This is a genomic window from Streptomyces justiciae (assembly GCF_015163075.1).
In the GTDB taxonomy this organism is placed as follows: domain Bacteria; phylum Actinomycetota; class Actinomycetes; order Streptomycetales; family Streptomycetaceae; genus Streptomyces; species Streptomyces justiciae.
Genome location: NZ_JADDXU010000013.1, coordinates 266,660 through 279,297, shown reverse-complemented (window position 1 = coordinate 279,297; position 12,638 = coordinate 266,660). Strand labels below are relative to the sequence as shown.

Sequence of the window (12,638 nt, the reverse complement as noted above, 5' to 3'; positions counted from 1 at the left end):
CAAGCCGCCACACCAACAGAAAAAGGAGAAGTCTATGAAACGTCCGAATGTGGGGTTTCGCCAGAAAAATGTGCGTCCGGTGACCAGCCGGTAATCCCGCGGGGCGGCCCCTGTCGCTCATCCGGAGACTTCGGCGCCGGGCAGTTCGAGGCCCAGGCCGATGAGGCTCTCGGCCGTGTCGACGATGGTCCGGGAGACGTCCCGCGGCTGCCAGCCCAGGACCGAGCGCGCCTTGTGGTTACTGATGACGGGGATGCGGCCCTTCAGCGTGGCAGCCTCACGGAACGCCGGCTCCGTCTTCGCGGCCTCCACCACCTCCTCGATCGTCAGCTCGCGGGAGGGCAGTACCTCCGCGGCGGCGGGGAAGTGTTCCCGCAGGATGTTCGCCATGCCGAAGAGGCTGAGCGCCGGACCGCTGACGCCGAGGAAGCGCTCCCCGGCGGCGTCGGGGTGCAGCATGGCCCGCAGATGCAGGTCCGCGACGTCACGGACGTCGACGACGCCGAAGTACATGACAGGCACCACGGGCATCTGACCGCTCAGCATGGCGCGCACCAGATCGGCCGACGCCGACGGACGGTTGCCCAGGACCGGACCGAAGATGCCCGTCGGGTTGATCACCGCGAGTTCGATGCCGCCCTCGGTGCGCACATAGTCCCAGGCCGCGCGCTCGGCCAGGACCTTCGACTTGTGGTAGGCGGGCAGCCCTTCCGTGTCCGGGTCCGTCCAGTCGGACTCCGTGTACTGGTTGTCCTCCTTCACGGTGTAGCCAACCGCCGCGAAGGAGGACGTCATGACCACCCGGGGCACGCGCGCGGCGCGGGCTGCGGCGATGACGCGCAGGGCGCCGTCCCGCGCGGGCCGGATCAGTTCTTCCTCGGTCTCCGGCGGGGTGAAGGGGAACGGCGAGGCCAGGTGCAGCACCCGGCCGACACCGGCCATGGCCTCGGCCCAGCCGGCGTCGTCGTCCAGCGACGCCACGGCGAACTCGAGCTTGTCACCCGGTTCGACGCCGGCACGGCCGAGTGCCTCCCGGACGGCCTGCTCCTGCTTCTCCTCTCGGATCGTCACCCGGGTAGGCAGGCCCTCGCTGAGCAGTCGCGACACCGTGTGGCCACCGAGATAGCCGGTCGCGCCGGTCACCAGCACCGGCCGTCCGGCCGCAGCGAAACCCTTGAGATCTTCCACGAACATGTGTGTTCCTCGCGCTTGTCAGCAGTGATTGCGTCGGCCCAGGGTCCGTACGTCCGGTGCGGATCACGGGCACGTTCCCGAGCCTCCGATACTTGAAGCGCTCGAAGTCAAGTGCGGCCGGCAGTCGAGGCCGGGGTATTCCCGACGGCGTGGCCGCCCCTTGTTCTGTCCCGTTCCGCTACGGCAGGGGCGCCGGCCCGCTGCCGCCGGTCAGGACTTCCACGGCGTTCCCGCCGCCCCCGGTGCGGCCGGCCGGACGGGAGCGCCTCGTGCAGGACCGCCCGACTCGCCGCCGTGGAGGGGTCGGCCAGGGTTCCTCCGCGCCGGCCACCCTCCGTACCCGTACGCTTCGGGCGTCGGCGGCCAGGATCCGGAGCAGCGCCGTCATGTGACCCGACTGGGCCGCGACGACGAACGCCGCGAACAGGCGCCCATGGGCGGCGGGGTCAGCGGTGGCGCACCGGTCGCTGCTGAGGTGTCTGCGCGCTCGGCTGAAGAGTTGCCGAGCGTTGGTCGGAGTGGTCTGCAACAGGTCGGCGATCTGCTCGTACGGGTAGTCGAAAGCGGCTCTCAGCACGTAGACGGCCCGCTCCGTGGGACCGAGCCGCTCCAGCAGGACGACGACCGCCGTGCGCAGCGCCTCGCGCTGCTCCGCACCCGCTTCCGGAAGGATGTGGGAGTCCGACGGCTCGTTGAGGCCGGCGTGCGTCTCCTGCCGCATGCGGGCGGACTGGGCCACATTGATCGCCAGCCGGGCGGTCACGGTGGCAAGGAAGGCATACGGGGCCTGCACCTGGGACTGGTCGGTGCACTGCCAGCGCACCCAGGCCTCCTGTACCACGTCCTCCGCCTCCACCCTGCTGCCCAGTACCCGGAAGGCGATCGCGCACAGACGAGGCCGCAGGGCGTGGAAGGAACGGGCCGCCTCGTCGAGGGCAAGAGCCGTCGCCTGATCGCCGTGGTCGGAAGTCATCGGCACAGCCTCCTTGTGAGCCGCGGTCGCGCTATGCCGTCTGCCTGCGACGCCATGTCGCTCGGTCGGTCGGAGAGCCGGCGGCGGGACGCCGGGCGCCGCGGTCGGCGCCCGGCGTGAGGCATCGGCTCATCGCCTGACCCGGCAGGACCCGCCGGTTGTCGCCGGGGTGCAGGCCGGGTCGCCACGCCAAGGGAAAGGAGGTCGCCGGTCAGACGTCCCACGGGCCCGTGGCTCAACTGATCATCGCCACTGTCCCCGAAACGGCTGCGACCTGTACCCGGGAGAACCACGGGGTCGGTCCCGGGCCCGTCGAGTCTGCCCCAGGTGACGGGGGTGACGGCGCTCGCCCTGCACGTGGGTGCGGCGGCTGTCACAAGCGGCGCCGCTGCCCTGTCCCTCTGTGCAGACAGATCGGACACCACAGGAGAGCTGGTCGATCGTGGAAGCGCGCCCTGACGTTCCTCCAGCCTTCCAGCAATACATCCACCCCGCCGCGCGCACCCGTCTCCGCGGCTCGTACTGAAGAGGCAACAACACTACATGGTGTGACAACAGTGTGTGCCTGCGCGCGGCCTCCCTTTCTCAACTCACGCCATGAGCGCACTCGTTCACAAGGAGAGCAATGACCACGGATTCCACCCTGTCCCCCGGATCGAGCCGCCGCGGCCTTCTCAGGAGCGCCGCGGTCGCCGTACCCGCCGCCGCGATGCTCGGCTCACTGTTCACCGACCATGCCGTCGCGACCCCGCGGACCGGGCTGCCCGACTACGACAGCATTCCGTCGGCGTCCGTGGGCCCCGCCCTCAACGCGGACGGCTACCACGTGGGAAGGATCAAGGGGAACCTGTACTGGGTCACCGACTCGTACTACCAGGCCATGTTCCTGTCCACGCGTGAGGGCGTCGTCCTGGTGGACGCACCGCCCACCATCGGCCACAACCTGCACCGGGCCATCCGGGAAGTCACCCGGGCCAACGGCAGGCCCGAGAAGGTGACACACCTCGTCTACACGCACTCGCACGCCGACCACATCGGCGCGTCGGTCATCTTCGGGGAGAAGGTGACACGCATCGCCCACCGCCGGACCCGTGAGCTGTTGCGGGCCGCCGGTGATCCGAACCGCCCGCTGCCCCACAAGACGTTCGAGGACCGCTACGTCCTGAAGGCGGGCGGCGAACGGCTGGAGCTGTCGTACCACGGCCCCAACCACTCGCCCGACAACATCTTCGTCTACGCCCCACAGTACGCGACGCTGATGGTCGTGGACGTGCTGTATCCGGGGTGGGTGCCGTTCAAGCACCTGGCCGTGTCCCAGGACATCCCGGCGTGGATCGCGGCCCACGACGTGGCGATGGACTACCCGTGGCAGACGCTCGTCGGCGGCCATCTCGGACGCCTCGGCGTCCGCGCCGACGGCCGGGTCCAGCAGCAGTACATCGCCGACCTGGAAGCCAGCACACGCGCGGCGAGCGCGGCGCTGGACCCGACACCCTACTTCGAGAAGTACGGACCGTCCGGGAACTCCTGGGCCATCTTCAAGACGTACCTCGACGCCGTCGCCCAGCAGGCGGCGGAGCCCGTCGTCGCCAAGTACCGGGGGGTGCTCGCCGCGGCCGACGTTTTCACGGTCGACAACGCCTTCACCATGCTGGAGTCGCTGCGCATCGACGCGGGGAGTCTCGGTCCGTTCGGCATCCGTCCGTAGTTCTGCCGCGTACGAAGGCCGTTGCCCCTCCTGCCCGCGGCGGGCAGGAGGGGCAACGGCCTTCGTACGCCACACTCAGCGCAGCAGCGCGTCACGCACACTGAGGAGTTCCTCGGTGACGCGGTCCTCCGTCCGCACGTCGCCGCGCTCCCGCGCGGCCCAGAGCTCGGCTTTCAGCGCCAGGTAGCGCCGCCGGACGCGCATCCGCTCCATCTCCGAGTCCACGCGTTCGGTGTTCCGCTCGAACAGTTCGCGCAGGCGGGCTGCCCGGTCGTCGTCCTCCGCCATGAGGCGCAGGTAGGAGCGCATGTCCTGCACGCTCATCCCGGTGGACCGCAGACAGCCCAACGCCTCGATCATCGCTACGGCGGCTGCGCCGTAGCGGCGGTGTCCGCTGCTCTGGTCCCGGGGTACGGGGGCGATCAGACCGATCTTCTCGTAGTAGCGCAGTGTCGACTCGGACAGTCCGCTGATCTTCGCCATGTCCTGGATCGACACATGCTCGGCGGCGATTGCGCCGTGCTCCGTCCGTGCCATGCACCAAGCCTCCCGATCGAGTTGCCCCTCACCCACACCTCATGGTCAGCCCGGAGCGGCTGACGGCCAGGTGGAGCGACCGATCGTCGACGCCGGTGCCGCAGCCGGCCGGCTCCACCCGGAGGACGCGCCCTGCGCAAGGCGAGGACGGTCTTCCTCAGACGTTCCGGGCAAGCCAGTCACGGAAATGCGTCCCGCTGAGCTTGGCCTTGCCGTCGTCCGGGACGAGGCTGCGCTCGGCCAGTACCGAACCGAAGTAGCGGGCCTGCGCGTCGGCGACGACGGTCCGCTGGTCCTGCCACGTGTGCAACGCCTCGCGTACCAGCTCGTCGAAACGGAACTGGTCGGGTCCGGCCACCTCGATGACGCCCCCGACCGGTTCGGCGAGCGCAGCGTCGACCACGGCCTGCGCCACGTCGGCGGCCGCCATGGGCTGGAACAGCACGGGCGGCACGCGCACGACGTCCCCGTCGGCGGCGAGGTCGGCGATCCCTCGGACGAACTCGAAGAACTGCGTGGCCCGCACGATGGTGTGGGGCACCGACCCCTTTCCGATCAGTTCCTCCTGCGCGACCTTCGCACGGAAGTATCCGTTGTCGGGCAGGCCCTCGATACCGACGATCGACAGAGCCACATGGTGTGACACTCCGGCCGCCTCCTCGGCCGCCAGCAGGTTGCGCGTGGAGGTGCTGAAGAAGTCCAGCACCGCCTGTTCCTCGAAGGAGGGCGAGTTGGTCACGTCAACGACCACCTGCGCCCCGGCGAGGGCATCGGCGACTCCTTCTCCCGTCAGGGTGTTCACGTTCGTGTCGGGCGCGGCAGCCACCGCCGTGTGGCCGAGGGCGGTCAGCCGCTCGACCACCTTGCTCCCGATGAGGCCGGTGCCTCCGATGACAACAATCTTCACCTTGTGCTCCTTCGACGGATGCGTGCATGGATGACACTCGTGTTCAGACCTACTCATAACCTATACAGAGTCGGCGTGTCACACTGGGACAAGTCATCCGGTCTTCTCTGACAGAGACTGTGCGAAATCACACGGTTTCACTTGGTGTCCATCCTCACTTGGGAGCGATCCGTGAACTGGCGTGTGAGAGCACTCTGCCGGGGCGGTGACCCGGAAATGTTCTTCCCCATCGGCAGCACCACCCGCGGTCCGGGGCTGAAACAGGCAGAGGCGGCGAAGGCCGTGTGCGGGCGCTGCCCCGTGGTGCGCCAGTGCCTCGACTGGGCGATGGAGTCTCCCGTGGAGGGCATCTGGGGCGGGACGACGGAGTCGGAGCGGCGGGCCACGAGGAGGCGACTGGTCAAGGAGTCGCTCACGAACACGGCGAACGTCTGAGACCCGTACCGCCGGCCCTTCACCGGACGGCTTCACTCGACCAGCTTGCCGTCGGCGGACACTTCGGCCATCAGCTGCGCGATCTCCTCCGGGACCGGGGCGATGCTCTCGCGCGTCACGCCGGTGGCAGGTGACCAGACCAGATTGACCCGCAACTCCGGGTCCAGGTCCGGGTAGTCACTGCGGTTGTGGCAGCCGCGGGTCTCGCGGCGTTCCAGGGCGGCTTCGAGCGTGGCCCGGGCCGCCAGGACGGCCGCCTTGAGGTCGAACGCATGGGCCAGGTCCTGGTATCCGGCGATGTCGGGGTGGACTCCCACGTTCTCCATGCGTTTCTCGATGACTTCCAAGTCCGCCAGCCCCGCCCTCAGCCCTTCCTCGTCCCGTACGACACCGGCGTGCTCGGTCATGGTGTTGCGGACGGCACGTTGCAGTGCGCGTACGTTCTCCGGACCGTCGGCCGACAGCAGCTCATCGACCTCGGCGCGGGCCTCGGCCACCGCCACCGCCGAGCGCGGCTGCGCGGTGAGCGACTCCGAGTAGGCCGCGGCCGCCCGGCCGGTGATACGGCCGTACACGAGCAGTTCGATGAGGCTGTTGCCGCCGAGCCGGTTGGCGCCGTGTAGCCCGCTGGCGGCCTCACCGATGGCGTACAGCCCTTGTACGTCGGTGCTGTGGTCCTCCGGACGGACCCACACCCCGCCCATCGAGTAGTGGGCCGTGGGCGCGACCTCGATCGGATCGCGGGTGATGTCCAGCATCTGGAGGTCCAGCAGTGTCTGGTAGACCCGCGGCAGCCGGTTCATGATCGTTTGGCGGGGAAGGTGGGAGACGTCGAGCCAGACACCGCCCTTGGGCGTCCCGCGTCCCCCCTTGATCTCCGTGTAGGAGGCCAGCGCGACGCGGTCGCGGGTGGACAGTTCCATGCGCTCGGGGTCGTAGCGACCCATGAAGCGCTCGCCGCGCGCGTTGCGGAGGATGCCGCCCTCACCGCGCGCGGCCTCACTGACCAGCGTGCCGGCCGCGTTCTCCGGCTCGATGATCCCCGAGGGATGGAACTGGACGAGCTCCGGATCGCGCAGCCGGGCCCCAGCGTCCACGGCCAGCCGGAAGGAGTCGCCGGTGTTCTCGTCCCGCCGCGAGGACGTACGCCGCCAGATGCGGGTGTGGCCACCGGCGGCGAGGATGACGGCGTCGGCGTGGATCAGGTGGCGCCGCCCGCTGTCGAGGTCGAAGCCGTAGGCCCCGAACACGGTGCCGTCGTGCACCAGGAGCCGGGTGATGTACACGCCGTCCAGGATCGGGACGTTCAGCTGGGAAGCCCGCCGGATGAGGGTGCGCTGGATCTCCAGGCCCGTGTAGTCACCGGCGAAGGCGGTGCGGCGGAACGTGTGGGCGCCGAAGAAGCGCTGGGAGATGCGGCCGTCCTCCTCCCGGGCGAACGTCATGCCGTAGCGCTCCAGGTCGTCGATGCCGCGGGCGGCGCCCCGGGTGACGATTTCCGTCGTGCGCGGGTCGCCGAGGAGGTAGCTCTCCCTGAGGGTGTCGGCGGCGTGCTGCTGCCAGGTGTCCTGCGGGTCCATCGTGGCCAGGGCGGCGTTGATGCCGCCGGCGGCGAGGGACGTGTGGGCGTCCTCCTTGGGCCGCTTGCCGACCGCGAGGATGTCGATGCCGGCTTCGGCCAGCTCGATCGCGGCGCGTAGTCCGGACCCGCCGGTACCGATCACCAGCACCATGGTGGACAGACGTTGTTCGGGGACACCCATGACTGCTCCGATCGTTGGAAAGGTCACTGAGTACGACCAGGAGCTGCTGCCGTTTGTGACACCCCGGCCTTCGTCGCGCTCCCCCGCCCGGCCGGAAAGCTGTGGTCAGGCAAGGAGACGGTCCAGGGGGACGGCGGGATCGGCGAGACGCGCCTCGTCGACCACCGTGCCGGACAGGATCAGGTTCCTAATCGGCTCGATCACGTCCCACACGTTGACGCTCATCCCTGCCAGGACGCGTCCGCCGGACAGGTAGAACGCGATGAAACGCCGCTCGGCGGTCGACCCGCGGAACACCACATGGTCGTAGCCCCCCGGCCCGACGTACCCCGTGTACTCCATGCCGAGGTCGTACTGGTCGGTGTAGAAGTACGGCAGGCGGTCGTAGACGGCCTCCTCGCCCATCATCCCCCGTGCGGCCGTGCGGGGCTGGTGCAGGGCGTTGGCCCAGTGCTCCACGCGCAGCCGTCGACCGTAGCGCGGGTGGTACGCGTCGGCGACGTCCCCCGCCGCGTAGACGTCGGGCGCCGAGGTGCGCAGCCGGGCGTCGGTCACCACGCCGTCGTCGACCTCCAGGCCGGCCTCGCGCGCGAGCCGGTCGTTGGGAGCCGCGCCCACGCCCACCACGACGGCGTCGGCGGGCAGCCGGGTGCCGTCGGCGAGGAGGACGCCGTCCGCCCGGACCCGGGAGCCGGTGACGCGTTCCACGCGCGCGTGGGGCACGAGCCGTACGCCGTGCTCGCGGTGGAGACCGGCGAAGACCTCGGCCGCCTCCCTCCCGAGCGGCTTCAGCAACGGCAGCGCGGCGTGTTCGAGCACCGTCACCTCGGCTCCGGCCGCCCGCGCGGCCGCCGCGGACTCCAGACCGATCCATCCGCCGCCGATCACCACGATCCGCGCCCCCTCGGTGAAGACCTCCCTGAGCCGCTCGCTGTCGCCCACCCGGCGCAGGTACAGCACGTTGGGCTGGTTCGCCCCCGGTACCGGCAGTCGGCGCGGGGACGAGCCGGTGGCGAGCAGGAGCTTGGCGTAGGGGATCCTGCGCCCACCGTCCAGTTCGACCTCCCTGGCCCACGGGTCGACAGCCGCGACACGGGTGCCCAGCATCAGCTCGACATCGTGATCCGCGTACCAGCTCTCGGGATGCACGTAGATCGAGGCCCGGTCCTCCTTGCCCAGCAGGTAGCCCTTGGACAGGGGCGGGCGCAGGTAGGGACGTTCCGGCTCGTCCCCCAGGACGATCAGGCGGCCATGGTGCCCGAGTTCCCGCAGGGACTCCGCCGCCTTGGCCGCGGCCAGGCCCCCTCCGACGATGATGAAAGCGGGATCAGCCGACATGGTGTACCTCGTCTCGAACGGCCGCGGGTGAGATGCGGCGGGCACCCAACAGACAAGGCGCACGCGCACCGTGTGACACGGAATCAACGAGATGAGGCAGGCCGAATCTCCCTCCACGTCGGTTCCGCGGGTGCACCTGTCACGAAAACACTGTCCGTCCGGTCATTGACAGAGACGGATCATCGGGCAGTTCGGAAGGCGGAGGACCATGACGGAGAGCACAGCAGCGGGCACGGGCGTGGGTGAGGCGCAGGGCTGGATGTCGGCCGCGAAGATCCTTCAGGACGCGTCGCCGATCACCGTCCCCGAGGGCGCGTCGGCGATGACCGTCCAGGTCGACTGGGGTCCGGGGGACCCCGGTACCCCTCCGCACCGCCACTCGGGTCCGGCCTTCGGGTATGTCGTCGAAGGCGCCGTACGGTTCGAGCTGGAGGGGGAACCCGAGCGCGTGATCAAGGCCGGTGAGACGTTCTGGGAACCCGGCGGCGACGCCATCCACTACCAGGACGGCAACGCCCTGACGGACGCGTCGACCCGCTTCGTCGTGACCATGATGTGCGCTCCGGGCAAGCCCATGCTCGAACTGGTCGAACAGGAGGAGCTGGCCGCGCGAGCCCACCTGCGCGCTCCCCGACCGACGGACTGACCCTCGGCACCATCGCGGGAGGGATCCGGCCCACGGTGTCCGCTCGCGGCGTCAGGCGACTACCGCCGGACCGGCCGCCCCGCGGAACCCGTGCGGTGTGCGCCCGCTGCCGTCGCTCCCCCGTGCGGCGCGGGTGTCACACACCGCGGGAAAGACCGAAGTCGGCGCGCTGGAGCTGCTTTCGCGAGGTGACGCCGAGCTTGCCGAAGATGTTGCGCAGATGCCACTCCACGGTGCGCGGGCTGATGAATATGCGGGCGCCGATCTCGGGGTTCGTCAGGCCCTCGCGGACCAGCCGCACGATCTGCGTCTCCTGCGAGGTGAGACCGGTGGGCACCTCGACACTGCGTCGGCGGGCCTTCTCCCCGGTGGCGAGCAGTTCGCGCTCCGCCCGCTGGGCGAAGGCCCGCATCCCCATCTCGGCGAACGACTCGTGCGCGGCGCGCAGTTGCTCGCGGGCCTGGCGTTGCCGGCGTTCGCGGCGGAGCCATTCGCCGTAGAGGAGACGGGCACGGGCCAGCTCGCCCCGGATCGCGGTACGGCCGAGCCGGTCGATGGCCTCCCGGTAGTGCTCCTCGGCGGCCCGCCCGCCGGTCATGAGCGCCCGTGACCGGGCCTCGACGCCGAGCGCCCAGTCCGTGCCGCTCGGCCCGGTCCGCTCGCTCAAACGTCGGAAGATGTCCGTCGCTCGCGCGGCGTCTCCGCTGCGGGCCGCGGCCTCGATGAACTCCACGAGCGCCCAGACACCCACGGTGCCCACGTCCCGCTGGCCGTGGTCGACCACGCCGGACAGGGCCGCCAGTGCCTCGGCATGGCGCCCGAGGCTGTTGTGGAGCATCGCCATCGCCCACCCGCCGACAATCCGCGGACCGCCCTCACCGCGGCGCGTCGTCTCCGCGACGGCGGTGTTCATCAGCGTGGCACAGACCTCCTCGCGCCCCTGCCAGGCAGCGACCAGCAGGGCGCCGTAGGGCGGGAAGGAGACGCCGATCGCTTCGGAGACGGATTCCACCTCCTCGAGCAGAGCGGCAGCGGCCGTCAGCTCGCCCGCGACCACATGGACCGCGATACGCGCCGTCAGACCGAGCGGAAGTGTGGTCGGCCGACCGGTGCGCCTGGCGACCCGCACGTGACGTTCGGAGAGCACGAGGCAGCTGTCGTAGTCCCACAGGCTCGCGGCCATGATGGTGGCGGGCCAGAGCCAGCGCAGCGCGTCGTCCTCGCTGAGTTCGGGGCTCTGGAAGGCGTCGAGGGCCGGCCGCAGCTTGGGGACCCCGGAGCCGTGCCCTTCGAGGATCAGTGTGGCGATCCCGTCCAGGAGAAGATCGCCCGGGGTGGGCCGACCAGGCGCGGGGGGAGCGGAGCGTGCCACCTCGGCCGCCTCGAGCTGGCTGTCGCCGGCGCTGTTCGGAGTGGCGAAGATGGCCGCGTTGACGGCGTCCAGGTAGGTGTCGCGGGCGAGCCGCACGTCATGGGTCTCGAGGTGCCGGGCTGCCTTGAACATGAGCGGGAAGGCGTCGCTGCCACGTTCGACCGCGAACTCGATCTGGGCACGCAGCAGGTCCACCATCCCCTGCAGGCGGTGATCGAGGGGCCCCGTCTCCACCACCGACAACCACCGCAGCGCCACGTCGGGGGTCCCCGCCTCGAGAGTCGCCTTCGCCGCCGCCAGCGCCCGCTGCTGCCGACGCGCCGGATGCGGTGTCAGCTCCACCGCGCGGGACAGGAACGCCGCGGCCGCGGCGTAACCGCCCCGTTCCCGGGCCCGATCCGCAGAACGCATCAGCTCCTGCGCCACGTCCTCCGCCGGCCCCGCCGCTGCCTGCGCCGCGTGCCAGGCCCTTCGGTCGGGGTCCGCCACTGGCTCGGTGACGTCGGCCAGGGCCTGGTGCGCGCGGCGCCGTTCGTCCGGCGACGCCGCCCAGTACACCGCCGATCTCACCAACGAATGGTGGAACCGTACCTGCCGGTCGATCTGCACCAGGCCGGCCGCCGACGCCGGCGTCGCAGCACCGATGCCGATGCCCAGCCGATCGGCCGCACGCCACAACAGCGCCGCGTCCCCGCCCGGTTCGGCGGCCGCGATCAGCAACAGGCGCCGGGTGTCCGCCGGAAGTCTCAGCACACGCTGCGCATACAGTTCCTGGAGGCGGTCCGGCAGGCCCCGCCCCCCGGGCGTCCCGAAACCGCCCGCGTACTCGGCCGACGCCGCGTCCCTGGCCAGCTCCAGCAAGGCCAGCGGGTTGCCGCGTGTCTCCGCGACGATCCTGTCGACGACCCGTCCGTCCCAGCCCGCGGGCAGCACCGAGCGCAGCAGAGCCTGCGCGTCCTTGTCGGGCAGGCCGTTCACCATCAGTTCCGGCAGACCGGCCAACGGGGCCGCCTCGTCCGGGACGCGGGCCGCGAACACCACCCCCACCGACTCCGCCACCAACCGGCGCGCCACGAAGGCCATTACCTGCAGGGAGGCTTTGTCGAGCCACTGCGCATCGTCCACCAAGCACACCAGCGGACGCTCCTGCGCGACGTCCGCCAGCAGGCCGAGAGTGGCCAGGCCGACGAGGAAACGATCCGGCACCTGTCCGGACCCCGTTCCGAGCGCGGCGCGCAGCGCGTCACGCTGGGCCTCGGGGAGGTTCCCGAACCGGTCCGCCAACGGGGCGCACAGCTGGTGCAGACCGGAGAATGCCAGCTCCATCTCCGACTGCACCCCTGAGACGCGCCAGACTCGGAACCCGTGCTCCTGTGCGGCCGCGTAGTCCAGCAGTGCGGTCTTGCCGACCCCCGGTTCACCGCGCACCACCAGGGCCCGGCTCGCGCCCGCCCGCACCGCCTCCATCAACCCGTCAAGCTCCGCACATGCCTCACGTCTACCCCGCAGCATCCGACCGCACCGCCCCAAACCGCCACCGCAACAATGTGCCCACCGCAACAATCGGCACACTTTACGAAATCCTCACATAGATGGCTCCGCCAACCAGGGTGCGTCGTCGGCCCGCCACAGCAGCGAACGCCGCCAGTCCGCCCGCCCGCACCCGGTCCGTGATGGCTCCAGGCTGTCGGAACCATCCAAGATCACGAGACCTCCCATGTCCTGTCATTACACTGTGGCCCAGTGCGCTGAATGTCAGCCGGGG

Annotated in this window: 10 protein-coding genes; 3 read left to right on the top strand and 7 right to left on the bottom strand. The window is 70.3% G+C overall.

Annotated features, from left to right (window positions below; genetic code table 11):
- Positions 1-117 precede the first annotated feature (117 nt).
- Both IQ210_RS32210 and IQ210_RS32205 read right to left on the bottom strand, forming a co-directional pair.
- Positions 118-1,194, bottom strand: coding sequence for an NAD-dependent epimerase/dehydratase family protein (locus tag IQ210_RS32210; RefSeq protein WP_194082687.1), 1,077 nt, complete (start codon positions 1,192-1,194; stop codon positions 118-120).
- 178 nt (positions 1,195-1,372) lie between these two features.
- Complete coding sequence (locus tag IQ210_RS32205) at positions 1,373-2,167, bottom strand: sigma-70 family RNA polymerase sigma factor (RefSeq protein WP_228048688.1); 795 nt, start codon at positions 2,165-2,167, stop codon at positions 1,373-1,375.
- Positions 2,168-2,792: 625 nt separating this feature from the next.
- Between IQ210_RS32205 and IQ210_RS32200 the strand changes: the two genes are divergently transcribed.
- Complete coding sequence (locus IQ210_RS32200; protein WP_194082686.1) at positions 2,793-3,875, top strand: MBL fold metallo-hydrolase; 1,083 nt, start codon at positions 2,793-2,795, stop codon at positions 3,873-3,875.
- A gap of 75 nt (positions 3,876-3,950) precedes the next feature.
- On the opposite strand, the gene IQ210_RS32195 is transcribed toward IQ210_RS32200, so the two are convergent.
- Together IQ210_RS32195 and IQ210_RS32190 are read right to left on the bottom strand one after the other, a co-directional pair.
- Complete coding sequence (locus IQ210_RS32195) at positions 3,951-4,412, bottom strand: MerR family transcriptional regulator (RefSeq protein ID WP_194082685.1); 462 nt, start codon at positions 4,410-4,412, stop codon at positions 3,951-3,953.
- 157 nt (positions 4,413-4,569) lie between these two features.
- Positions 4,570-5,319 (bottom strand): SDR family oxidoreductase, encoded by a 750-nt coding sequence (locus tag IQ210_RS32190; protein ID WP_194082684.1) that lies wholly within the window; start codon positions 5,317-5,319, stop codon positions 4,570-4,572.
- A gap of 171 nt (positions 5,320-5,490) precedes the next feature.
- On the opposite strand from IQ210_RS32190, the gene IQ210_RS32185 reads away from it, so the two are divergent.
- Complete coding sequence (locus IQ210_RS32185; protein WP_194082683.1) at positions 5,491-5,754, top strand: WhiB family transcriptional regulator; 264 nt, start codon at positions 5,491-5,493, stop codon at positions 5,752-5,754.
- Positions 5,755-5,786: 32 nt separating this feature from the next.
- Here IQ210_RS32185 and IQ210_RS32180 read toward each other — a convergent pair whose 3' ends face one another.
- Together IQ210_RS32180 and IQ210_RS32175 are read right to left on the bottom strand one after the other, a co-directional pair.
- Positions 5,787-7,517 (bottom strand): L-aspartate oxidase, encoded by a 1,731-nt coding sequence (locus IQ210_RS32180; protein ID WP_194082682.1) that lies wholly within the window; start codon positions 7,515-7,517, stop codon positions 5,787-5,789.
- A 105-nt stretch (positions 7,518-7,622) separates the two neighbouring features.
- Positions 7,623-8,855: an NAD(P)/FAD-dependent oxidoreductase gene (locus tag IQ210_RS32175; RefSeq protein ID WP_194082681.1), complete on the bottom strand. Its 1,233-nt coding sequence runs from the start codon at positions 8,853-8,855 to the stop codon at positions 7,623-7,625.
- Between the two features lie 208 nt (positions 8,856-9,063).
- Between IQ210_RS32175 and IQ210_RS32170 the strand changes: the two genes are divergently transcribed.
- Positions 9,064-9,501, top strand: a complete 438-nt coding sequence (locus tag IQ210_RS32170) for a cupin domain-containing protein (RefSeq protein ID WP_194082680.1) — start codon at positions 9,064-9,066, stop codon at positions 9,499-9,501.
- Positions 9,502-9,637: 136 nt separating this feature from the next.
- On the opposite strand, the gene IQ210_RS32165 is transcribed toward IQ210_RS32170, so the two are convergent.
- The gene (locus IQ210_RS32165) at positions 9,638-12,385 is read right to left on the bottom strand and encodes an ATP-binding protein (RefSeq protein ID WP_194082679.1); all 2,748 of its coding nucleotides are present in this window, start codon (positions 12,383-12,385) and stop codon (positions 9,638-9,640) included.
- Positions 12,386-12,638: the final 253 nt, after the last annotated feature.